Raw genomic sequence first — 22,614 nt, forward strand, 5'->3', positions numbered from 1 at the left:
CTCAGCGGTCCAGGAGGGCCTTGATCTCCGCGGCGTTCTCCCGGGTGACCTCCCACAGCTCCGCCTGGCGGGCGTGGACGTCCGCGACGGTGGCCTCGTGGTCGTCGAGGATGCCCAGCGCCCGCTCGGTGAGGACCGCGCCGAGGTCGCGGTCGTGGACCGACACACCCCACTCGGGGCGGCCGATGTCCCGCAGGAAGTACGCCATCTTCGGGTGGGAGATCAGGCTGACGATCGGCGTGCCGAGGCCGAACGGGATCATCCCCGCGTGGCCGCGCATCCCGACGACCAGCCGGGTGTCGGCGTAGGTCTCCCGTATCCGGTCGTTGTCGTAGTCGTACATCGGGATCACCGGCAGCGAGATGCCGTGCTCGCGCCGCAGGTCGAAGGCGATCCGCTCGTCCTCCAGCGCGTGCGCCACGCAGCGGACCTCGGCGCGCTCGCCGATCGCGCGGACGGCCTTGGCCGTCTCGGCGAGGAAGTGGCCGTAGTCGTGGCCGAAGCGCAGGCCCGCGCGGTCGTAGGCGGCGTTGAGCAGGACCGTGTCCTGGCGGCGCACCGGGTCGCTCCAGCCGGGCACGATGTGCCGGGCGACGGTGGTGGGGCAGGGCTGGAAGCGCACCTTGTCCCGCAGGGCGGCCGGCAGCATCGCGCGGACCTTCTCGATGGAGCCGTGGTTGCGCAGGCCGAAGAAGGCCGAGCGCTCCACCAGCAGGCGCAGGCTCTCGGCGAACCGGCGGGCCCGGTAGGACTGCCCGTCGAAGGCGTTGAACCCGACCGCGTACACCACGATCGGCACGTCGATCGCGCGGAGCGCCTCGTCGGAGACGTTCCACTGCCAGCCGCTGGCGCCGTTGGGCATGGTGTCGGGGATGAACAGTCCGCCGCCGCCGATCACCAGGCCGCGGCGGGCGTTGACCCGCTCCAGCGCGGCCCGGTCGAAGAGCCGGTGGGCGTGCACGGGGTGCCAGCGCCGGGAAGTGGTGTCGGCGCCGAAGGCCTGCCGCACGCTCTCCGGGAGCAGCTTGTCGCCCGCGTTGCCCTGCCGCTCCATGTAGAAGGCGACGTGGGCGAGCTGGTCCTCCGGCGCGCCCTGCTGCTGCCCGGGCAGCGCGGCGCCGGGGCGGGTGCGCTCGGCCCAGATGCGGCTCGGCCGGTGCGTCGGGTCGACGGACAGGCCGGTGTTCGCGTGCCGCCGGGCCTCGTCGTCCCGGCCGTGCACCCAGGCGATCTGGGCGAGGCGGGCGCAGGCGACGGCGGCCCGGCCGGGGTCGGCGGCGGCCAGCAGCAGGTGGGTGCGGGCCTCGTCGTACCGGGAGACGCTCATCAGCGCGTGGCCGAGCACCTCGTGGCCCGCGGAGTCGTCCACGGTGAGCCGGACCCGGCCGAGGACGTCCACGGCCTCCTGGTACTCCCCCGCCGCGATGTGCGCGGACGCGACCCGGCGGGCCGTCTCCGGGTCGCCGGTGCGGGCCACGTGGGCGGTGCCGAGGTGGACGAGCAGGTCGTGGTGGACGCCGGCGCCCGCGGGCAGCGCGGCGAAGGCGGCGCGGAACTCGTCGTCGGTCATCTCGTACTCGTGCCAGCGCTCCTCCGCCCGCGCGTAGCCGGCCTCGCCGCCCTGCCAGGGCTTGTGGCGGCCGGTGAAGTGGAGGATCGCGACGTCCTCGGGGACCTCCAGGTCGCCGGAGAGCCGCCGCTTGACGAAGTTGTAGCGGGCGTCGAGGCGGGTGAACTCCCCGTCCAGGACGGCGTTGAGGATGCCCTGGTCGTGCTTGTCCAGCTCGTAGGCGCCGGTGCGGCCGGTCTCGTCGAGCCGGGCGCAGAACGCGTCGGTCAGGTACTCGCGCTGGATGACCAGCAGGCCGGAGTTCAGCTTGTGCCGGCCGTGGAAGAACTGCGGGACGGCCGCGAGCCCTTCGCGCAGCCGCAGCAGTTCGCCCAGGTCGCCGAGGACCACCATGTCGGTGTCCAGGGTGATCACCGTGTCGTAGTCCCGGATGCGGAACACGTCGAGGATGAAGTACGCCTTGCGCACCAGGTAGTTGTGCTGGTCGCCCTTGGCGTAGGAGTCGTAGTGCCCGGCGTCCACCGGGCGCAGCACGATCCGCGGGTGCAGGGCGCGGATGCGGGCGACGGAGGAGGGCCGCAGGTCGTCGTACAGGACGACGAAGTCCTCGCACAGGCCCGGGTTGGTCAGGGCGAGGCTGCGCAGCAGGGTCAGGAAGCCGGGCAGGTAGTTCTCGTCGACGTAGGCGGCGAAGGCGATCCGGCGGCGGCCGGTGAGCGCGTGGGCGGCGGTGTCGGGCACGGCCCCGGCCCGCGGGGACGTGTGCCGGGCCTGCTCGGTCAGGTCGGGGAGGGTGGCGGTCATCGCAGGGAGATCCTCGTGTCGGTCACGCGGCGGGCCCGGGCGAGGACCCAGTCCTTCTCGCTGGTGTACTCGTGGACGGTGGTGATGGGCAGCTTCATCGCCGCGTCGACGCGGTAGGCGCCGCTCTCGTAGAAGTCGAAGCCGATCAGGTCGATCACCGGGTTGACGTCCAGGAAGTCCAGCAGCCACAGCGTGTTGAAGCCGGTGGTGGGGATCGCGGGCCACTCGTCGTTGCCGAGCTTCCCGACGGTGCGCAGCGGCCAGCGCAGCGACTCGTCGCCCAGGTACTCCTGGGCGCCGGGGACCAGGCGGTTGCGCAGCGAGTACTTCCACTCGTGGGAGAGGCCGCCGAAGACCAGCCGGGTGGTCACCGGCTTGTCCCAGTTGAAGCCGTGCTTGTGGATGGTGGCGTGGATGTCGGTCCGGGTGCCGGTGTGCGCCGGGTCGATCCGGTAGGAGTTGAACCGGACGACCAGGTCGTAACCGTCGATCTCCTCGCCCATGCCACTGGCGCCGACCCGGCCGGAGTTGGCGACCAGGCACACCGAGCGGCCGGCGATCGTGTTGCGGAACTCGCCGAGGCTCAGCCAGGTGACGCCGCCCATGGCGGGGTCGGCGACCGGGCCGCGCCGCCGGGTGCGGTGCTGTTCGGACCACAGGGCCGCCAGTTCCCGCAGGGCGCCGGTTCCCCGCGGGTCGCCGCCGGTGCGGGCGTCGTCGACGCGCAGGTCGACGTACTCGGACAGCAGCCGCTGCCGGTCGGGGACCGGGGCGCCGGAGCGGGCGTGCGCGAGCAGGGCGGCGACCAGCAGGTCCTCCGCCTCCTCCCGGGCGCCGCGGGCGCGCAGCTCCAGGCCCTCGGCCCACAGTGCGGTGGCCGGGCGCCGGGCGGCGAGCGCCCGCGCGTCGGGACGGGTGCGGCCCAGCAGCTCCAGCAGGTCGCGTTCGCGGTCGGCGGCGGTGCGCAGCCCGGTCACCTTGGCGGCGACGCCGGTGCCGTCGTCGCTGGTGAGCTCCAGGAAGCGCGTGTACGCCGCGACGGCGGCCGGCTCGTCGCCCTTCGCCTCCATCACGCGGGCGCGCAGCCGCCAGCCGGCGCGGGAGTTCTCGCGCAGCCCCAGCACGGTGTCCGCGATCAGCTCGGCGAGGCGCCGCTCGTCGTCGTAGTCGCACCGCAGCGCCTTGCCGGCGACGGCGATCAGCGCGTCCAGCACGTCGTTGGTGAGCCGGGCCCCGGCGGAGCCCCCCTTCACCACCCGCTTCAGCACCGCCGCCGCGCCGGAGGCGCCCTGCGGGGCCGCCTGGCCGGCCGGGCGCATGCTCCACAGCGCCAGCAGCTTGCGCAGTTCCTCGGCGAGCTCCCCGCGCCGACGGTCGACGCTGCCGACCAACTTGCCGCTGTGCACCGCGCAGGCGGCGAGGCAGTCCTCCAGCTGCCCCGCGCCTCTGGTGCCCGGACGTCTCTCCTCGACCGCCGTCATGCCACTCCTGCTCGCTGCCGCTCGCTGTCACTTGTCGGGTCCTGCGAGCACGCTAGGAAGGGAAAACGTCGGAAGGGTGAATGCCCGCGGACGCCGGGGCGAATGGTGGGAACCGGGGCCGACGCGGGGGTGACGGCACGGCCAACTCCCCCTGGCCGGGGGGCGGTCCGTCGGGCCCGCCCCCGGGGGGATCAGAACGCGTCGGAGGGGATGTACGTGCCCCAGACGTCGCGGAGGGCGTTGCAGACCTCGCCGACCGTCGCGCGGGCCCGCAACGCGTCCTTCATGGGGTAGAGCACGTTGTCCTCGCCCTCCGCGGCCTTCTTCAGCGCGGCGAGGGCCGCGTCCACGGCCGCCTGGTCGCGCTCGGCACGCAGCCGGGCCAGCCGCTCCGCCTGCTGGGCCTCGATCGCCGGGTCGACCCGCAGCGGCTCGTAGGGCTCCTCCTCGTCGAGCTGGAAGCGGTTGACGCCCACCACGACCCGTTCGCCCGCGTCGGTCTCCTGGGAGATCCGGTAGGCGCTGCGCTCGATCTCGGACTTCTGGAAGCCGCGCTCGATGGCGGAGACCGCGCCGCCCATCTCCTCGACCTTGTCCATCAGCCCGACGGCCAGCTCCTCCAGCTCGTCGGTCATCCTCTCGACGACGTAGGAGCCGGCGAACGGGTCGACGGTCGCCGTCACGTCGGTCTCGTAGGCGAGCACCTGCTGGGTGCGCAGCGCCAGGCGGGCCGACTTGTCGGTGGGCAGCGCGATGGCCTCGTCGAAGGAGTTGGTGTGCAGCGACTGCGTGCCGCCGAGCACCGCGGCCAGGCCCTGGACGGCGACGCGGACCAGGTTGACCTCGGGCTGCTGGGCGGTGAGCTGGACGCCGGCGGTCTGCGTGTGGAAGCGCAGCATCATCGACTTCGGGTTCTTCGCGCCGAACTCCTCCCGCATGATCCGGGCCCAGATGCGGCGGGCCGCGCGGAACTTGGCGACCTCCTCGAGGATGGTCGTGCGGGCGACGAAGAAGAACGACAGGCGGGGCGCGAAGTCGTCGACGTCCATGCCGGCGGCGACCGCGGTGCGGACGTACTCGATGCCGTCGGCCAGGGTGAAGGCGATCTCCTGCGCGGGCGAGGCGCCGGCCTCGGCCATGTGGTAGCCGGAGATCGAAATGGTGTTCCACTTCGGGATCTCGGCCTTGCAGTACTTGAAGATGTCCGCGATCAGCCGCAGCGAGGGCTTGGGCGGGAAGATGTACGTCCCGCGGGCGATGTACTCCTTGAGCACGTCGTTCTGGATGGTGCCGGTGAGCTGGTCCGCGCTCACGCCCTGCTCCTCGGCGACGAGTTGGTAGAGCAGGAGCAGCAGGGAGGCGGGGGCGTTGATCGTCATCGACGTGGACACCTTGTCCAGCGGGATTCCGCCGAAGAGGATCCGCATGTCGTCGATGGAGTCGATCGCCACGCCGACCTTGCCGACCTCGCCGGAGGCGATCGGGGCGTCCGAGTCGTGGCCCATCTGGGTGGGCAGGTCGAAGGCGACCGACAGGCCCATGGTGCCGTTGGCGATCAGCTGCTTGTAGCGCTGGTTGGACTCGACGGCGGTGCCGAAGCCGGCGTACTGCCGCATGGTCCACGGGCGGCCCGTGTACATCGAGGGGTACACGCCGCGGGTGAACGGGTACGATCCGGGCTCGCCCAGTTTGGCGGCGGGATCCCAGCCCTCCAGGGCGCCCGGCCCGTAGACCGGCTCGATGGGCAGTCCGGACTCCGACTCGCGCGCCATGGAATGTGCCTCCGCGTCCTTGCTGGGGGTTCGCCGTTGGGTTACTCGCTGGTAAATGCGGCTCCTGCCACGGACTGTAGCGGCGGGCGCGCGGTCGGTGGAGGGGCACACGCTGGGACCTTGCTCACAACACGCCTGGGTGAGCCCTGGTTCGGCCGGCCGCCGCGGCGGGGAGCATGACGACAACGAGACGGTACGGCGCACGGACGACGGGGGTCGGCGCGATGGCACGCACGACGGGTGCGACAGGACGCACAGCGGACGCGAACGAACGCGCGGCGGACGCGGCGGAACACGCGGCGGGTCACGCGGCGGACGCGAACGAACGCGCGGCAGAGGCGGCGGGTCACGCGGCGGACGCGGCTGGACGCGCGGTGGAACGCGCGGCCCGCGCGGCGGGGCGCGGGAAGGCACGGTGGCCGGCGGCCGCGGCGGCGGTGGCCGCGCTGGCGGTCGCCGTGGCGGGCTGCTCGGTGGAGCCGGGCAGCGAACCGGCGTGGACCGGGGTCACCGGCGACGACGGGAACGCCGCGTCCCGCGCCTCCGCCGCCCCGGCGCCCGCCGACGCCTCGTCCGCGCCGCCCGCCACCCGGACCCCGGCGCCGTCCGGCCCGCCCTCGCCCTCCGCGTCCCCGTCGTCCGGGAAGCCGGCCCCGCCGTCCCGCACACCGGCGAAGGTGCTCTGGAAACCGGGCGACGAGGGGCGCGACGTCCGGGAGCTCCAGGCCCGGCTGCGGCAGATCGCCTGGCTGTTCCAGGGGCCCACGGGCGTGTACGACCAGGCCACCGAGAAGGCGGTGGAGGGCTTCCAGGACAAGCGTGGCCTGCCCCGCACCGGCCGGACGGACTCCGTCACCTGGCAGCGCCTGCTGGACATGACCGCCGAACCGGGGCAGTGGGAGCTGTACCTGATGGGCGGCCAGGAACCCGGCCTGCCCGACGCGCGCTGCCTGACGGGGCGGGTGCTGTGCGTCGACAAGACGACCCGCACCCTGCGCTGGATGGTGGACGGCCGGACGCTCTCCCACATGGCGGTCCGCTTCGGCTCCGTCGCCACTCCCACCCGGGAGGGCGAGTTCACCGTCTACTGGAAGTCCCGGCACCACGTGTCGACGCTGTACGACTCGCCGATGCCGTACGCCATGTTCTTCAGCGGCGGTCAGGCGGTCCACTACTCGCCCGACTTCGCCGCCCGCGGCTACGCGGGCGCCTCGCACGGCTGCGTCAACGTGCGGGACGAGAAGTTGATCGCGCAGCTGTTCGCGACGGTCCGCGAGGGCGACAAGGTGGTCGTCCACCGCTAGTCCCCGGAGCGGAGGGAGAGGGGTGCGCGGGCGGGGCAGGGGGAACGTGCCCCGCCCGCGCGGGGTGCGAGAGCCAGGTGTACGGGGGGAAACTCCTGGCTCCCGCGACGGCCGATGACCAGTCGGCCCACTTCCCTCAGCGTCACCCGTCCGGAAAATGTCACCCCCGCCCCGCACACACCACGACGAGGGCCCCGCACGGTGTGTGCGGGGCCCTCGTCGTACGGCTGCGCCGGGCGGCGGTCCGGGTCAGATGCGACGCGTGATCAGCGCGCGCTTGACCTCCTGGATCGCCTTGGTGATCTCGATGCCACGCGGGCAGGCGTCCGTGCAGTTGAAGGTGGTGCGGCAGCGCCACACGCCGTCACGGTCGTTGAGGATCTCCAGGCGCTGCTCGCCCGCCTCGTCACGGCTGTCGAAGATGAAGCGGTGGGCGTTCACGATCGCGGCCGGACCGAAGTACTGGCCGTCGTTCCAGAACACCGGGCAGGACGACGTGCACGCGGCGCACAGGATGCACTTGGTGGTGTCGTCGAACCGCTCGCGGTCCTCGGCGGACTGCAGACGCTCACGCGTCGGCTCGTTGGTGTCCTTCGTGATCAGGAAGGGCATCACGTCGCGGTAGGCCTGGAAGAACGGCTCCATGTCGACCACGAGGTCCTTGAGCACCGTCAGGCCCTTTATGGCCTCGATGGTGATCGGCTTCTCGGGGCTGATGTCCTTGATCAGCGTCTTGCACGCCAGGCGGTTCTTGCCGTTGATCCGCATGGCGTCGGAGCCGCAGATGCCGTGCGCGCACGAGCGGCGGAAGGTGAGCGTGCCGTCCAGTTCCCACTTGATCTTGTGGAGACCGTCGAGCACACGCTCCTTCGGGTCCATCTCGAAGGTGAAGTCCTGCCACTCCGCCTCGGCCGAGACCTCGGGGTTGAAGCGGCGGACGCGGAAGGTGACCGTGATGTAGGGGGAGTCGGCGAAACCGGGCTCGGCGCCGCCGTCGGTCTTCTCCAGGGTCGGGGTTGCCATCAGTACTTACGCTCCATCGGCTGGTAGCGGGTCGTGACGACCGGCTTGTAGTCGAGACGGATGCTCGTCGAGCCGTCCTCGGCCACCTCGCGGTACGCCATGGTGTGGCGCATGAAGTTGACGTCGTCGCGGTTCGGGTAGTCCTCGCGGTAATGACCGCCGCGGGACTCCTTGCGGGCCAGCGCGGAGACGGCCATGACCTCGGCCAGCTCCAGCAGGTTGCCCAGCTCGACGGCCTCCAGCAGGTCGGTGTTGAACCGCTTGCCCTTGTCCTGGATCGAGACGTTCTTGTAGCGCTCGCGCAGCTCGCCGATCTTCTCCACGGCTGCCTTGATCGTCTGCTCGGTGCGGAACACCATGACGTTGGCGTCCATGGTCTCCTGCAGCTCGCGGCGGATGTCGGCCACCCGCTCGTTGCCCGTGGCGGAGCGCAGGCGCTCGACCTCGGAGACCACGAACTCGGCCGGGTTCTCCGGCAGCGGCGCGTAGTCCGCGGAGTGCGCGTACTCGGCGGCCGCGATGCCGGACCGCTTGCCGAAGACGTTGATGTCCAGCAGCGAGTTGGTGCCCAGGCGGTTGGCGCCGTGCACCGACACGCAGGCGACCTCGCCGGCCGCGTACAGGCCGGGGACCACCGTGGTGTTGTCGGCGAGGACCTCGCCCTTCACGTTGGTGGGGATGCCGCCCATGGCGTAGTGCGCGGTGGGCTGGATCGGGATCGGGTCCGTGTAGGGCTCGATGCCGAGGTAGGTGCGCGCGAACTCGGTGATGTCCGGCAGCTTGGCGTCCAGCTGCTCCGGCGGCAGGTGGGTGAGGTCCAGGTAGACGTGGTCGCCCTCGGGACCGCAGCCGCGGCCCTCGCGGATCTCCGTGTAGATGGAGCGCGAGACGACGTCACGCGAGGCGAGGTCCTTCATCACCGGCGCGTACTTCTCCATGAAGCGCTCGCCGTGCTTGTTGCGGAGGATGCCGCCCTCGCCGCGGGCGCCCTCGGTGAGGAGGATGCCCATGCGCCAGATGCCGGTCGGGTGGAACTGGAAGAACTCCATGTCCTCCAGCGGGATGCCCCGGCGGTAGACGGCGGCCTGGCCGTCACCGGTGAGGGTGTGCGCGTTGGAGGTGACCTTGAAGAACTTGCCGGTGCCGCCGGAGGCGTAGATGACCGACTTGGCGTGGAAGACGTGGATCTCGCCGGTGGCCAGCTCGTAGGCGACGACGCCGGCCGAGACCTGCTTGCCGTCGACCTCGGTGAGCAGCTGGTCCAGGACGTAGAACTCGTTGAAGAACTCCACGCCCTCCTTGACGCAGTTCTGGTACAGCGTCTGGAGGATCATGTGGCCGGTGCGGTCCGCGGCGTAGCAGGACCGGCGGACCGGGGCCTCGCCGTGGTTGCGGGAGTGACCGCCGAAGCGGCGCTGGTCGATGCGGCCCTCGGGGGTCCGGTTGAACGGCAGACCCATCTTCTCGAGGTCGAGGACCGAGTCGATGGCCTCCTTCGCCAGGATCTCCGCGGCGTCCTGGTCGACCAGGTAGTCACCGCCCTTGACCGTGTCGAAGGTGTGCCACTCCCAGTTGTCCTCCTCCACGTTCGCCAGCGCGGCGGCCATGCCGCCCTGCGCGGCGCCCGTGTGGGAGCGGGTGGGGTAGAGCTTCGTCAGCACGGCGGTGCGGCTGCGCTTCGTCGCCTCGATGGCGGCGCGCATGCCGGCGCCGCCGGCGCCGACGATGACGGTGTCGTACTTGTGGATCTTCATGGAAGTCTGCAGCCCCGGATCTAGCGGATGTTCGGGTCGAAGGTGAAGATCACCAGCGTGCCCAGCAGGATGGTGAACACCGTCGCGGTGTAGAGGAGGCCCTTGAGCCACACACGGGTGTTCGCGCGCTCCGCGTAGTCGTTGATGATCGTGCGCAGGCCGATGGTGCCGTGGAGCATGGCGAGCCACAGCATCAGCAGGTCCCAGACCTGCCAGAACGGCGAGGCCCAGCGACCCGCGACGAAGGCGAAGCCGACCTTCTGCACGCCGCCGTCCAGGACCAGCTGCACCAGCAGGTGGCCGATGACCAGGACGACGAGGACGACGCCGGACAGGCGCATGAAGAGCCAGGCGTACAGCTCGAAGTTGCCCCGGGTGGCCCTGCCGGTCTTCTTGGTGCGCTTGCGCGGGGGCTCGATCACGGGGGCCGGGTTGTCGGCGGAGTACGGGGAGGCGCCCGCCTCCTCGACCGGGCCGATGCCCGAAGCAGTGGTGTCGGTCTTGACGGTGTTGTTCGACATGCTTCGCGTCAGCTCCCGAAGAGTTCACGAGCGGCGTGACCGAGGACGGGGTACAGCGCGCCGATCATCAGCACGACCCAGACGCCGACGACGGCCCAGAGCATCTGCTTCTGGTAGCGGGTGCCCTTCGACCAGAAGTCGACGGCGATGACGCGCAGGCCGTTCAGCGCGTGGAAGAGGATCGCGGCGACGAGGCCGTACTCCAGCAGCGCGACGAGCGGCGTCTTGTAGGTGGCCACGACCTCGTCGTAGGCCTCCGGGGAGACACGCACGAGAGAGGTGTCGAGCACATGGACGAACAGGAAGAAGAAGATCAGCACGCCGGTGACTCGGTGAGCCACCCACGACCACATTCCTTCCCGTCCGCGGTAAAGCGTTCCAGCCGGCACGGAAGAACCCTCCGGGAGCGGGGATTGGGGCCTCGCCGGCTTTGTCTGTCGGACGGGCCCGGCCGGGTACGGTCCACCGGCCCCGGCCATCGTAGCGACGTGCTGTCGGAACCTTTAGCGCAGCCCTGCCGATGTGATCAAACCGGTAGCCCCAGCGGGGGTGCGAAAGGGGGGAATTCGGCACAAGTCGGATCGAAATCATCCGGGCGATCGGAACGAATCAGTCGGGTGAGTCGTTCGCGTGCCAGTTGCCGCAGCTCCTCGGCGGCGACCACCCGCTCGTCCTCCGGGGTCAGGGCCAGCCGGCTGCGGACGGTGGCGAGCAGGTGGTTCAGGGAGTCCTCCGGGGCCACGCCCTCCAGCGAGAGCACGAAGCCGTGCCCGAACCGCTGCTCGTAGGCCACCCAGGCGGCGCGCACCGCCGTGCGGGCGGCGCGCGGCATCGAGCGGACCACCCGCAGCTGCTGCTCGGACCACAGCCCGCCTCCGCCCGGCGTGGCGGGCAGGGTGGCCGCCGCGAGCGGGTCGTCCGCCGCGAGGAAGGTACGGGCGAGTTCGTCCGTCCGGAGCATCCGGCACTCCTCGCGGACGGCTCCCAGCAGTTCGTCGGGCGACAGGTCGTAGGCCGCCTCGTCGGAGGCGGCGAGCAGGGACGCGAGATCCGGGTACGGCCGGTGGGCGGCCATCCGGCCGGCCCAGCGCTCGCTGCGCAGGCAGCAGGCGAGGAGGCGCCGGGCGGCGGTCACGGGTGCCCGGTTGAACCGCTCCAGGCCGTCGGGCGCGGCACGGCCCTGTTCCGGGATGCGTGGCGAAGGCAGCGGGAGTCCTCGGCGGGTTCCGGGGCGCCGGGTCGGGGCGCCGGATGCGGTCGTCAGGAACGATGCGCGGACGATGTGGGAGGTGTGGACACACGGTAGCGGTGCGACCACGGAGGCGGTAGCCGAATATGCGTCTTTCACCCGCAGGGGAGAGAAACGGCCCACGGGTGGACGCCGCGCGTCGGCGGGCGATCGGGACGAATCGCTCCTACGTTGGCAAGGTGAGCCAGCACAGTCGTCACAGCGCGAACAGCTCGAAGCACGGAAGGCCCCGCCGGTCCGCCGACCGGGTGAAGCGGATGCGGCAGGCCCGGTGGGGCGCGGCGGCCGTGGTCGCCGCCGGCTCGGCCGTCCTGGCCTACGGCCTCTGGCCGGCCGGCCACGACGGCGGGTCGCCCGGCAGCCGCACCCCCGCCGGCACCCGGGCGGCGCCCGCCTCGCCCACGCCGGTGTCCGGGCCGCCACGGACCATCCCCGCCGTCACCGAGTACACCGCGGCCTCCGGGCCCGGCTGGAGGCCGGCGAAGGACGCCCGGGTGGTGGTCGGCGACGACGGCCTCGCCGACGAGGGCCGGCTGGTCGCCCGGGAGCTCGGGATGACCTACGCCGGGGAGAAGGCCGCCCGCGACCGCGAGGCCGGCGACCTGCGCCTGGAGGTCGCCGGCGACCGGGGGGCGAACCCGGAGTCCTACCGGCTGACGGTCGACGGCGGCCGCGTGGTGATCAGCGGGCCGGCCGAGGCGGGCGTCTTCTACGGCACCCGCACGCTCAAGCAGATGGTGACCGCGAGCGGCGGCGCCCCCGAGGGCGTCGTCCGCGACGAGCCGGCCGAGCCCAAGCGGGGCCTGATGCTGGACATCGCGCGGAAGTTCTACTCGGCCGCCTGGATCGAGGACCGCGTCCGGGAGATCGCCGACCTCAAGTACAACGAGCTGGGCCTGCACTTCTCCGACGACCAGGGCTTCCGCGTCGAGTCGAGCAGCCACTCCGAGGTGGTGACGGACCCGCACCTGACCAAGGCCGAGGTGAACCGGATCGTCGCCCTGGCCCGCAGCCTGCACGTGCGGATCGTCCCGGAGATCGACTCGCCCGGGCACCTGGGCGCGGTGCTCGCGGCCCACCCCGACCTCCAGCTGTACAAGGCCAACGGCCGGCCGGCCGCGGGGGCGATCGACATCTCCAAGCCGGCCGCCGGCAAGCTCGTGGACGAGCTGATCCGGGAGTACGCCGAGGTCTTCCCGGGCACCGAGTGGCACCTCGGCGCCGACGAGTACGTGGCGCTGCTGGCGAGCGACCCGGAGGCCACCTACCCCGGGCTGGCCGCCGCCGCCCGCGAGAAGTACGGCCCCGGCGGCACCGTCGAGGACCTGACCACCGGATGGCTCAACGACCGGGCCGCCACGGTCAAGAAGCTGGACCGCACCCCGCGCGCCTGGAACGACGGCTTCTTCGACGGCGGCGCGGTGGCGCCGTCGCAGGACATCCAGGTGGCCTACTGGACCGGCAAGGAGATCGGCGCGCGGGAGCCCTCCGAGTTCCTGGAGCGCGGGCGCAAGCTCATCAACTACAACGACGAGTACCTCTACTACGTGCTCGGCGAGCCGCTGACCTTCGTCTACCCGACCGGGCAGCGGATCTACGAGCAGTGGACCCCGTTCGTGGTGCGCGGCACCACGGCGGTGCCCGAACGGTACGACTCCCAGATCCTCGGGGGCTCGCTGGCCGTCTGGGGCGACCGGCCGAACGCCCAGACCCAGGAACAGGTGGCGGCCGGGCTGCGGATGCCGCTGCGGGCGACCTCGCAGAAGCTGTGGGACCGGCGCGAACCGTCGCTGAGCTGGGCGGAGTTCCAGCAGCTCGCGGAGCGGCTCGGCTGAATCCCCCTGGACGGCGCGGCGCCGTCGGACGTATGTTCCCCTCTCCGGTGCGGGCGGGCCACGGCAACGTGACCCGCCCGCACCGCTGCGTCCACCCGCACCGCCGTGCGCCGTCACCTTTCCGGGAGTCCGTCTTGCTCTGCCTCAACTGCCACAGATCCGAGGCCCGGCCCGGGGGGACGCACTGCGCCGGGTGCGCCTCCGGGCAGTGGCCCGGCGCCGCGGCCGGCGCACCGAGCGCCTGGCTCCGTCCGCCTGTGACGCTGGGCCGGTGGACCGCCGCGCTGCTCGGACTGGTCGCCCTGACCGACCTGTTCGCGGTGGTGACGGACCACGGGATGTACGACACGGTGCGCGAACGGGCGGCTGCCGGGGCCGCCGTGATCGACGTCTACACCACTCACGCCGAGAACCAGCTGATGGTCGTGGCGGCCGTCGCGCAGGCCGTCGCCTTCAGCGCCTGCGGCGTCGTGTTCCTGGTCTGGTTCCACCGAGTCCGGGTCAACGCCGAGGTGTTCCGTCCGGACGGGCACGAGATGAAGCGGGGCTGGGCGATCGGCGGCTGGTTCGTCCCGGTGGCCAACCTGTGGTTCCCGCGGCGGATCGCCGGCGACATCTGGCGGGCCTCGGCGCGGGCGGGAGAGCCGCGCTCCGAGGCCCTGCTCAACCTGTGGTGGACGCTGTGGCTGGGCAGCTGGGCACTGGGCCGGATCGCTTCGCGCGCCTACGACAGCGCCTTCCAGGGGGACGCCGCACCGGTCGACGCGGCCGGCGACGGCCTGCTCTGGATGATGGCCTCGGACGGGTTCGACGCCGTGACCGCGGTGGTGGCCGCGGTCTTCGTACTGCGGCTCTCCGCGGCGCAGCACGAGAAGGCGGTGGCCCTGGCGGCCGCGGTGGCCGCCGAGACGGCCCCCGCGGCCGGGGTTCCGGCCCCGCCCGCGACACCCGTACCGCCGCACGGCGCCTGACGCGGTGACGGGCGACGGCCGGGACCGCCACCCCCCACAGGAGAGGCCCCGACCGTCGCGGTGCGGGCCGTCACCGGCCCGCACTCGTTTCAGCGCCGACGCCCGCGGATTTGTCACACCACGCACACAAAAAGTGCCGTGAGCTCCCCTGAGCACGTGGACGTGGGCGTTCCGGCCCCGTAACGTGCCTGGGGCGACGGAGACGAACCGGACCGCGGGCGCGGTGCCGGTCTGGGCGCGAGAAAGGCACGCGTGGCGTGGGGGACGACGCGGAGCTGACCGCCGCGGTGCACGCGGCACAGGACGGGGACGAGACCGCGTTCCGGACTGTGTACCGCACGGTGCACCCTCGGCTGCTCGGCTATGTACGGACATTGGTGGGCGACCCGGACGCCGAGGACGTGACCTCGGAGGCCTGGCTGCAGATCGCCCGCGACCTCGACCGCTTCACCGGCGACGCCGACCGCTTCCGCGGCTGGGCGGCGCGCATCGCCCGCAACCGGGCGCTGGACCACATCCGCATGCGCGGCCGCCGCCCGGCGACCGCGGGCGACGAGACGGAACTCGCCGACCGGCCGGCGACCACGGACACGGCGGCGGAGGCGATCGACGCCCTCGCCACCGACCGCGCGTTCGCGCTGATCTCCCGTCTGCCGGCCGACCAGGCCGAGGCGGTGGTGCTGCGCGTGGTGATGGGGCTGGACGCCAAGTCGGCCGCCGCGACGCTCGGCAAGCGGCCCGGCGCCGTGCGGCAGGCGGCGCACCGCGGACTGCGCAAGCTGGCCGAGCTGCTCGCGGAACCCGCGCCGGGGGCCGGGCGCGGCGCGGGGCGCGGGCCGGGGCCCGAGCCGACGACGGCCTCCTCGGTGGAGGCGGTGGCGGAACGGCTCGGCATACTCGGGCTGGTGCCGCAGCCGCCCCGGTGGCCGCGCCAGAAACTGGTGACGTCCGCCGGAGTGACGTACGCGCCGACGCGGACGCAGAAGGACATGTGATGCCCGACGAGCACGACAGGTGGCTGGACCGCGAGACGGCGGAGCGCCTGCTGCGCGGTGAGCGCCTGGGCGCGGGAGACTCCGGGGCGGCCCGGGACCTCGCGCGGGTGCTGGACGCCCTTTCGGCGGCTCCGGCCGATCCCGCGGACCGTGCCGCGCACTCCGCGGCCGGCGAGGACGCCGCGCTGGCCGCCTTCCGTGAGGCTCGGGCCGCGCGCGGCGCGGCCGGCACGGGCACGCCCGACACCCCGGGTGCGGCGTTCCCGGTGCGGGGGCACGCGCGGCGCGGGCGCGGCGCCGCCCGGCACCGGTTCGTGCTGGCGGCGGTGCTGGTGGCCGGCGTGGTCGGCGGCGGCGCGGCGATCGGCGGCGGGCTGCACGGCTTCGTCTCCGGGGACCGTGCCCCGGCCGGGTCGGTGGCCACCGGGATGCCGGTGCCCTCCGGCACGACCACTCCGGTGCCGCTGGGCTCGGAGGCGCCGGCGGCCCCTCTGTCCGGTGGCGCCCTGTCGGGTGTCACCGACGGCGTCGGCGTCCGGCCGCCGGCCGGGAGCGGCGCGTCGGCCGGTGGCACGGGCGGCGACGGTAGCGCGACGTCCGGGGCACACGACGGCGCGACGTCCGGCCCGGACGGGCGCGGTGACGCGAGGGACGCCGCCGGAAGCGGTGAGGCGCACGGCGACAGGAACGGCCCCGGCGCCGGTGGCGGCTCCTCCGGCGGGCGGTCCGGGGACCGGGGCCGCGGGTCCCGGGAGTCCCTGCGCGACACCTGCCGCGACCACCTGGCGGGGCGGTCCCTGACGGCGGAACAGCGCCGCGAGCTGGCCGCCGCGGCGGGGAGCGCCGGGGTGTCCGCGTACTGCGCCGGTCTGGTCGGCGACGGCGGCGAGGCGCCGGCCGACGGCTCGCTGAAGGGCGACGACGACGGGGACGACCAGGGCCACCGGGACCACCGGAAGAAGGACCGGCGCGGGGAGCGGGGCGAGTCGGCGGAGAACGGGCGGCGCACGGTGGCCGGCCAGGCGGCCGGCGAGCGAGGCCCGGGCGCGGGCAGGGGCGGCGCCGGCCGCGCCCGCGAGACCTCCGCCCACGACCGGACCTTCCGCCCGGAAGCCGGCTCCCCGGCCGAGCGGGGCACCCGGCGCGAGCGCGGCGCGGAGCCCGCGACCGCCGGCCGCCGTGGCTGACATCTCGGTCGCGCCGGGGCACTTCGGGGCGTCACGCCCGTGGAAGGTCCGTGAGCAGTTCGCGATGGGACGGTTGCAGGCCCTCCGGGAGGTCTCCCGGGTCGCACCACCTCGCCTCGAGGATCTCGAAGTCGTCCACGACGAGTTCACCGCCCACCAGCTGCGCCTCGTAGGCGACCTCCAGCCGTAGCCGGAAGCCGCTCCGCAGCCGGAGCAGCCGCCCGGGCCGGACGTCGAGGCCGGTCTCCTCCTTGACCTCGCGGACGACCGTCTGCCCGAACTCCTCGCCGCGCCGGGCGAACCCGGTCGGCAGGCCCCACGGCAGCGCCGGGTTCCACAGCCGGTGCCGGAGCACCAGCACGCGCCCCGCGTCGTCGCGGACCACTCCCGTCACGCCCACCATGAAGGTGGCGTTGGCCAGGCGGAGGATCCGCCACTGCCAGGAGCCGCGGAGCCGCCTCCACACGGCGGCGATGAGGCGGTGAGGGGTCGTCACGCACCCATCGTAGGCGGGCGCCGCGCCCGCCCGCTCCTGCCCGCACCCCTTCCGCCCGGCCCCCACGGGCGACTTGAACATGTTCAAAAAGAGGTCTACCTTCGTCTCGTCAGCGTTTTTGAACGCGTTCAAGGAAGGTGGGGGCATGGACCTCACGGTGATCACGTACGTCGTCTACCTGGCCGTCAGCATCGGGCTCACGGTCTGGGTGGCGCGCACCCTCAGCAGCAACGGGCGGATCTTCCTCGCCGACGTGATGAGGGGCGACGAGAAGCTGGCCGGTGCCGTCAACCACCTGCTGGTGGTCGGCTTCTACCTGGTCAACTTCGGCTTCGTCGCCCTGTACCTCAACCGCGACGAGGCCGTCGCGGACGCCCGCGGCGTCTTCGAGGCGCTCTCCACCAAGCTCGGCGTGGTGCTGCTGGTCCTCGGCGTGCTGCACCTGGGCAACGTGTGGGTGCTCAGCCGGATCCGCCGGCGGGGGCGCATGGAGCGGGAGAACGTTCCGCCGGTGGACCCGCAGGCGTGGGCGGCTCCGGCCGCGCCGACCGGGGCGTGACCGCGGTGAGCCGGGTGCCGGTCACCGGTCTGACGGTGCTGTACGACGCCGGCTGCCCGCTCTGCCGGCACCTGGGCGACTGGCTGCGGCGGCAGCCCAAACTGGTCCGGCTGGACATGGTGCCCGCGGCCTCGGAGGAGGCCAGGCGCCGCTTCCCCGGGCTGGACCACGGGGCCACCCTGGACGAGATCACGGTGGTCGGCGACGCCGGCCAGGTCTACCGGGGCCCGGCCGCCTGGATCGTCTGCCTGTGGGCGCTGCGCGAGCACCGTCCGCTCGCCCACCGGCTCAGCACGCCGGCGGGCGAGCGGGTGGCCCGGGCCGCGGTGCTGGCGGCCGCCAAGTGGCGGGCGCAGTTGCGGCCCGGGGCGTCCTCGGGCGTCCCCTCCGGCGTCCCGGGCCGCTGGGGCGGCGGGGTGTACCGGCGGGAGGACGGCTGGGTGTACCACCCCGACGCGGGGTGGACGCTCGACGCCCGGGGGTGCTCCGACGGGGCATGCCCCGCGGGCTGACGGCACTGGTTAGGCTCGGGGCGTGCCCGAACCGAAGGATTCCAGGACCCCGAAGCCCAAGAGCGAGCAGACCCGCACGCTGATCCTGGAGACGGCCATGCGCCTCTTCCAGGAACGGGGCTACGACCGCACCACGATGCGCGCCGTCGCCCAGGAGGCCGGGGTGTCGGTGGGCAACGCCTACTACTACTTCTCCGGCAAGGAACACCTGATCCAGGGCTTCTACGACCGGATCGGCGCGGAGCACAAGGTGGCGGCCCGGGCGGTCCTGGAGCGGGAGACGGACCTGCAGGCCCGGCTGGCGGGGGTGCTCAAGGCCTGGCTGGACGTGGCGGAGCCGTACCACGAGTTCGCGGCGCAGTTCTTCAAGAACGCCGCCGACCCGGACTCGCCGCTGAGCCCCTTCTCCACCGACTCCAGGGCGCCGCGCGAGGAGTCCATCGGCATCTTCCGCGAGGTGCTGGCGGGGTCGAAGGCGAAGGTCCCGGCCGAGCTGAAGGACACCCTGCCGGAGCTGATGTGGCTCTCCCTGATGGGACTGGTCGTCTACTGGGTCTTCGACCGCACCCCGGGCCGCGAGCGCAGCTACCGGCTGGCCGAGCGGGGCGCCCGGCTCACGACGCTGGGCGTCACGCTGGCCCGCTTCCGGGTGCTGCGGCCGCTGGTCCGCGAGGTCCACGAACTGTTCACGGACTTCCTGCCGGGGATGGGGGACCCGGACGCCGAACGTGCCGAGGGCGGAGCGAGGGCGGAGGGCGCGGGCGCGGACGCGCCCGCGCCGGGGCCCGCGTCCACCGGGAGGCGGGCCCCGAAGCGGGCCGCCTCGGCGGAACGGGACCGCGGCGGCGACGGCAGCGCCGACAGCACCGACGCGAAGCCGGCGTCGGACGCCTGACCCGGGGGGCGCGGCGGTACGGCGACGGACGGGGTCAGAGCCACCCGAGGCGCCACAGGCGGTACACGCCCGTGCCGTCGCTGAGGTACTGGCCGCCGCCGACGTCCTTGCTGGTGACCGTGTACTCCTTGCGCTGCCACAGCGGGATCATCGGGACCTCGTCGGCCGTCAGCCGCTGGATCTCCTCGAAGGTCCGCACCGCCCGCACCCGGTCGCCGAAGGCCTGGCTCTGCAGGATCAGGTCGTCGACCCGCTTGTCGCTGAAACCGTTCTTCATGCCGTTGCCGGTGCCGATCAGCACCGCGGAGAAGTTGTCCGGGTCCGGGTAGTCCGCGATCCAGCCGACCGTGTACGCGTCGAACTTGCCCTTCGCGTAGTCCTTCTGGAAGTCGCCCCACTCGCGGCCCTCCAGCTTGACCAGGAACAGGCCGCCCTCCTCGAGCTGGTTCTTCAGCTCGTAGGCCTCCTGCTCGCGGGCGCCGGTCCTCGGGAAGCCGAGGTCGATGACGACCGGCGTCCGGATCCCCGCCTCGCGCAGCAGCGTGCGGGCCTTGTCCGGGTCTCGGTCGGGGAAGGCGTCGAAGAAGGCGGTGTTGTGACCGGTGAAGCCCGCCGGGATCAACGAGTACAGCGGCTCGACGGAGTCCTGCATGACCGTGGCGGCGATCTTCTCGCGGTCGACCAGCCAGGCCATCGCCCGGCGCACCGAGACGTCGGCGAGCGGTGAGCCCGACTTGACGTTGAGGACGAGGTTGTTGGTGCTGGAGCCGGAACTCTCGGACACCCGGTACTCCGGGTCGGTGGCCGACAGCCCGGCGAGCGTGTCCGGCGGGAGCTGCCGGGAGGCGACGTCGACCTTGCGGGCCTGCCACGCCTTGTCCAGGGCCTCCGAGTCGTGGAAGTACCGCACGGTCACCGGGGTGGGCTTCTCCTCGACGGCCCCCCGGTAGTCCCGGTTGGGCCGCAGGACGGCCTCCTTGCTCTCCTTGAAGGAGGCGAGCCGGTAGGGACCGGTGCCGTCGACCTTGCCGCCGCCGCGGAGCTCGTCCGCCGGGTAGGCCTCGCTGTCGACGATCGCGCCGGCGCCGGTGGCGACCTTGAACGGGAAGGTGGCGTCCGGGCTGTTCAGCCGGAACGTCACCTTCATGCCGTCGGCCTTCACGGACTTCAGCGTGGAGAAGAGGGAGGCGGGACCGACGTCCGCGTTGATCTTCAGGACGCGCTCGAAGGAGAACTTCACGTCCTTCGCGGTCATTTCGCGGCCGCTCGGGAACTTCAGTCCGTCCTGCAGCTCGCAGACGTAGACCATCGCGTCGTCACCGTCGAAGGAGCACTCCTCGGCGGCGTCCGGCACCGGCGTGGTGCTGCCGGGCTGGTACGTCATCAACGTCTGGTACACGTTGGAGAACACCGCCCAGGAACCGGCGTCGTAGGCGCCGGCCGGGTCGAGCGACGTCACCACGTCGGTCGTGCCGACCAGGATCGGGTCGGTGTCGGCCGTCTCCTCCGGCAGCAACTGCCAGGCGCCGACGCCGACGACCGCGAGAACAAGAGCTGTTGCGAAAATCCGCACTCGAATCGAGCGCACAGGTCCCTCCCCAGGGCCCGAAACCTAACCTGCCGCCGATCGTCCGCAGAACCTTCACATCGGCGGCCACACTGAACCACAGGAGTGACCCCCGGGGGAAGGAATTGACCAGAACCGAGGATTCCGTTGTGGTCACGCCTGTGGCTGGTGTGGTCACGCCCGCAGCGAGGCGAGCTCCACCACGGTGATGTCCGACGGGGCCCCGACCCTGGTCGGCGGGCCCCAGGCGCCGGCGCCTCGGCTCACGTAGAGCTGGGTGTCGCCGTACTTCTCCAGGCCCGCCACCGTCGGGTTCGCGAGCTCCGCCAGGTAGGGGCCGGGCCACAGCTGCCCGCCGTGGGTGTGCCCGGACAGCTGGAGGTCGACGCCGTACTTCACGGCCTCGTCGATCGTGACGGGCTGGTGGGAGAGGAGCACGACCGGGCGGGAGGGGTCCCGGTCGCCCAGCGCCTTGGCGAAGTCCGGGCCCTGGCCGTGGTCCTCGCCCGCGATGTCGTTGACGCCGGCCAGGTCGAAGTGGGCGAGCTCGGTGCGGATGTTCTCCATCGGGCGCAGCCCCAGGTCGCGGACCTCGTCCACCCACTCCTCGGCGCCCGAGAAGTACTCGTGGTTGCCGGTCACGAAGTACGCGCCGTGCCGGGCGCGCAGACCGGCCAGCGGCGCGGCGGCGGGGCCCAGGTCGCGCACGGAGCCGTCGACCAGGTCGCCGACGACGGCGATCAGGTCGGGCTGGGTCGAGTTGACGGTGTCCACGACACGCTGGGCGAAGGAGCGTCCCAGCACCGGGCTGAGGTGGACGTCGCTGACGACGGCTATCCGGAAGCCGTGCGCGGCGCGGGGCAGCCGGGCCAGCGGCACGGTGACCCGCTTGACGCCCGGTCCGTTCAGCACGCCGTAGGTGCCGGCGCCGACGGTGCCGAGACCGGCCACCGCGGCGACCGAGCCGACCGTGCGGGCCACGAAAAGGCGGCGGCTGAGGGTCCGCGGGGGCGTGCCGGCGTCGGCGGTGCCGGCCGTCCCGCCCGCCTCGGCCGTCCCACCCACATCGCCCGTCCCGCCCGCCTCGGCCGGGTCCGCGCCGGTGTCCTCCGCGTCCGTGGCGGGGACGGACTCGGGGGCCCGGTCGACGGCCACGGAGCCCGCCGAGGGCGCGGGGGCCGCGGGGGCCGAGGGGGCCGTCGCGGCGCCCGGGGCGGCGAGGGGAGCACCCGAGGCCCCGGAGGCGCCCGCCGGGTCCGCGGCGGGGTCACCCTGGGCGCCTGCCGGGGCCGCGCCGGGCTCAACGGCCGCACCCGCCGGGGCCGCGCCGGACCCGGGGGCGGCAGTGGCGGTGGCGGGGCCGGCGTCCTCGCCCGCGCGGCGGGCGTCACGGCGGGCCAGCGCGCGCCGCAGCAGCGGGCGCAGCGGCTCGGTGAGGGCCAGGGCCATGGGGACGTACAGCAGCGCCGCCATCCACAGGTACCCCGGCCAGGAGACCACGCGGCGCACCGCGAACGGCAGGAAGTCGCCGCGGCCGGTCAGCGCGCCGACGAGGAACAGCGCGCCGAGCAGGAACACCGCGGTGCCCAGCCGCCGGCCCACGCCGCGGGGGACGGTGGTGTCCCGCACCAGCCGCCGCCACACGTACCAGTGCACCGCCACGAGCGCGGCCAGAACGAGCAGTGCGACGAGCACGAAAACGACGACCACGTCCGGAAGTTCCCTTGTCCTGATGTCCTGTTGGGTTCTGTTGCGCGCGGGGCCGCGTCGGCGACTATGAAGTGCGCCGCAATGCGCGGACGGAGCGCAACCCGATGACCCCCACGACCGTCCCCAGTACGAAGGAGACCACCGCGAGCAGCAGGTGGACCCAGAAGTACCCGGTCGGGTTGCCCGCGTCGTCGAACGCGAGACCGCTGCCGTCCTTGTAGAGGTTCTTGACGAAAGTGATCCAGATGACCCAGCTCCACACCCCGAAGGCGAGAAGGAACCAGGAGACGGGTCGGCTGAGCTTCATACGGCCAGTATCGCCGCCGGGTGACCGGAACCGTGGCCGGGGTGGCGCTCCGGCGGTGGAGTGCGACGGGAATCACGGCGGGGAACGAAGGCGACACGGGAG

At 72.9% G+C, this 22,614-nt stretch carries 20 protein-coding genes; 8 read left to right on the forward strand and 12 right to left on the reverse strand.

All coding sequences use genetic code 11. From position 1 onward, the window contains the following. Window position 1: 1 nt before the first annotated feature. From Sfr03f_RS16835 to Sfr03f_RS16845, 3 genes are all read right to left on the reverse strand, one after another. A complete protein-coding gene (locus Sfr03f_RS16835) occupies window positions 2-2,374 on the reverse strand; it encodes a glycosyltransferase (protein ID WP_108954695.1) in 2,373 nt (790 codons plus the stop codon). Further along, complete coding sequence (locus tag Sfr03f_RS16840; RefSeq protein WP_108954696.1) at window positions 2,371-3,855, reverse strand: glycosyltransferase family 29 protein; 1,485 nt, start codon at window positions 3,853-3,855, stop codon at window positions 2,371-2,373. Before Sfr03f_RS16840 ends, Sfr03f_RS16835 begins: the two co-directional genes overlap by 4 nt. A gap of 191 nt (window positions 3,856-4,046) precedes the next feature. Continuing rightward, window positions 4,047-5,627, reverse strand: coding sequence for an acyl-CoA mutase large subunit family protein (locus Sfr03f_RS16845; protein ID WP_108954697.1), 1,581 nt, complete (start codon window positions 5,625-5,627; stop codon window positions 4,047-4,049). Between the two features lie 437 nt (window positions 5,628-6,064). On the opposite strand from Sfr03f_RS16845, the gene Sfr03f_RS16850 reads away from it, so the two are divergent. Continuing rightward, window positions 6,065-6,931, forward strand: a complete 867-nt coding sequence (locus Sfr03f_RS16850; protein ID WP_245967627.1) for a L,D-transpeptidase family protein — start codon at window positions 6,065-6,067, stop codon at window positions 6,929-6,931. Window positions 6,932-7,180: 249 nt separating this feature from the next. Here the strand turns inward: Sfr03f_RS16850 and Sfr03f_RS16855 are convergent, their stop codons facing one another. The 5 genes from Sfr03f_RS16855 to Sfr03f_RS16875 all read right to left on the reverse strand — a co-directional run bounded on the left by Sfr03f_RS16855 (window position 7,181) and on the right by Sfr03f_RS16875 (window position 11,547). Then, on the reverse strand, window positions 7,181-7,954 hold the full coding sequence (locus Sfr03f_RS16855; protein WP_108954698.1) for a succinate dehydrogenase iron-sulfur subunit: 774 nt from the start codon (window positions 7,952-7,954) through the stop codon (window positions 7,181-7,183). After that, window positions 7,954-9,708 (reverse strand): succinate dehydrogenase flavoprotein subunit, encoded by a 1,755-nt coding sequence (gene sdhA, locus Sfr03f_RS16860; protein ID WP_108954699.1) that lies wholly within the window; start codon window positions 9,706-9,708, stop codon window positions 7,954-7,956. Before sdhA ends, Sfr03f_RS16855 begins: the two co-directional genes overlap by 1 nt. 20 nt (window positions 9,709-9,728) lie before the next feature. Further along, window positions 9,729-10,229 carry a succinate dehydrogenase, hydrophobic membrane anchor protein gene (gene sdhD, locus Sfr03f_RS16865; protein WP_108954700.1) on the reverse strand — a complete coding sequence of 167 codons (501 nt, stop codon included), beginning with the start codon at window positions 10,227-10,229 and terminating at the stop codon, window positions 9,729-9,731. 8 nt (window positions 10,230-10,237) lie between these two features. Further along, entirely contained in the window at window positions 10,238-10,618 is a 381-nt protein-coding gene (sdhC, locus tag Sfr03f_RS16870) for a succinate dehydrogenase, cytochrome b556 subunit (RefSeq protein WP_108954701.1), read from the reverse strand. A 137-nt stretch (window positions 10,619-10,755) separates the two neighbouring features. Next, window positions 10,756-11,547, reverse strand: coding sequence for a 2-oxo-4-hydroxy-4-carboxy-5-ureidoimidazoline decarboxylase (locus tag Sfr03f_RS16875; RefSeq protein ID WP_372514390.1), 792 nt, complete (start codon window positions 11,545-11,547; stop codon window positions 10,756-10,758). A 188-nt stretch (window positions 11,548-11,735) separates the two neighbouring features. On the opposite strand from Sfr03f_RS16875, the gene Sfr03f_RS16880 reads away from it, so the two are divergent. The 4 genes from Sfr03f_RS16880 to Sfr03f_RS16895 all read left to right on the forward strand — a co-directional run bounded on the left by Sfr03f_RS16880 (window position 11,736) and on the right by Sfr03f_RS16895 (window position 16,466). Continuing rightward, window positions 11,736-13,313 (forward strand): beta-N-acetylhexosaminidase, encoded by a 1,578-nt coding sequence (locus Sfr03f_RS16880; protein ID WP_108955043.1) that lies wholly within the window; start codon window positions 11,736-11,738, stop codon window positions 13,311-13,313. A gap of 257 nt (window positions 13,314-13,570) precedes the next feature. Further along, window positions 13,571-14,284 (forward strand): DUF4328 domain-containing protein, encoded by a 714-nt coding sequence (locus tag Sfr03f_RS16885; RefSeq protein ID WP_245967595.1) that lies wholly within the window; start codon window positions 13,571-13,573, stop codon window positions 14,282-14,284. A 257-nt stretch (window positions 14,285-14,541) separates the two neighbouring features. Then, on the forward strand, window positions 14,542-15,279 hold the full coding sequence (locus tag Sfr03f_RS16890) for an RNA polymerase sigma factor (RefSeq protein ID WP_108954703.1): 738 nt from the start codon (window positions 14,542-14,544) through the stop codon (window positions 15,277-15,279). Next, the gene (locus Sfr03f_RS16895; protein WP_108954704.1) at window positions 15,279-16,466 is read left to right on the forward strand and encodes a hypothetical protein; all 1,188 of its coding nucleotides are present in this window, start codon (window positions 15,279-15,281) and stop codon (window positions 16,464-16,466) included. Before Sfr03f_RS16890 ends, Sfr03f_RS16895 begins: the two co-directional genes overlap by 1 nt. A gap of 31 nt (window positions 16,467-16,497) precedes the next feature. Here the strand turns inward: Sfr03f_RS16895 and Sfr03f_RS16900 are convergent, their stop codons facing one another. Continuing rightward, complete coding sequence (locus tag Sfr03f_RS16900) at window positions 16,498-16,962, reverse strand: NUDIX domain-containing protein (RefSeq protein ID WP_245967596.1); 465 nt, start codon at window positions 16,960-16,962, stop codon at window positions 16,498-16,500. Window positions 16,963-17,107: 145 nt separating this feature from the next. On the opposite strand from Sfr03f_RS16900, the gene Sfr03f_RS16905 reads away from it, so the two are divergent. The 3 genes from Sfr03f_RS16905 to Sfr03f_RS16915 are packed head-to-tail and all read left to right on the forward strand — an operon-like array spanning window position 17,108 to window position 18,928. Next, window positions 17,108-17,521, forward strand: coding sequence for a hypothetical protein (locus tag Sfr03f_RS16905; RefSeq protein ID WP_108954706.1), 414 nt, complete (start codon window positions 17,108-17,110; stop codon window positions 17,519-17,521). Continuing rightward, window positions 17,488-18,033: a thiol-disulfide oxidoreductase DCC family protein gene (locus tag Sfr03f_RS16910; RefSeq protein WP_245967597.1), complete on the forward strand. Its 546-nt coding sequence runs from the start codon at window positions 17,488-17,490 to the stop codon at window positions 18,031-18,033. The genes Sfr03f_RS16905 and Sfr03f_RS16910 overlap by 34 nt, the downstream gene beginning before the upstream one ends. A gap of 22 nt (window positions 18,034-18,055) precedes the next feature. Beyond that, window positions 18,056-18,928 carry a TetR family transcriptional regulator gene (locus Sfr03f_RS16915; RefSeq protein WP_281262840.1) on the forward strand — a complete coding sequence of 291 codons (873 nt, stop codon included), beginning with the start codon at window positions 18,056-18,058 and terminating at the stop codon, window positions 18,926-18,928. A 34-nt stretch (window positions 18,929-18,962) separates the two neighbouring features. On the opposite strand, the gene Sfr03f_RS16920 is transcribed toward Sfr03f_RS16915, so the two are convergent. The 3 genes from Sfr03f_RS16920 to Sfr03f_RS16930 form a co-directional block, all read right to left on the reverse strand. Then, on the reverse strand, window positions 18,963-20,516 hold the full coding sequence (locus Sfr03f_RS16920; RefSeq protein WP_108954707.1) for an ABC transporter substrate-binding protein: 1,554 nt from the start codon (window positions 20,514-20,516) through the stop codon (window positions 18,963-18,965). A gap of 153 nt (window positions 20,517-20,669) precedes the next feature. Continuing rightward, window positions 20,670-22,205, reverse strand: a complete 1,536-nt coding sequence (locus Sfr03f_RS16925; RefSeq protein ID WP_108954708.1) for a metallophosphoesterase — start codon at window positions 22,203-22,205, stop codon at window positions 20,670-20,672. A 64-nt stretch (window positions 22,206-22,269) separates the two neighbouring features. Further along, window positions 22,270-22,512, reverse strand: a complete 243-nt coding sequence (locus Sfr03f_RS16930) for an SCO4848 family membrane protein (protein WP_108955046.1) — start codon at window positions 22,510-22,512, stop codon at window positions 22,270-22,272. Window positions 22,513-22,614 lie beyond the last annotated feature (102 nt).

Source organism: Streptomyces fragilis (assembly GCF_003112515.1).
In the GTDB taxonomy this organism is placed as follows: Bacteria; Actinomycetota; Actinomycetes; order Streptomycetales; family Streptomycetaceae; genus Streptomyces; species Streptomyces fragilis.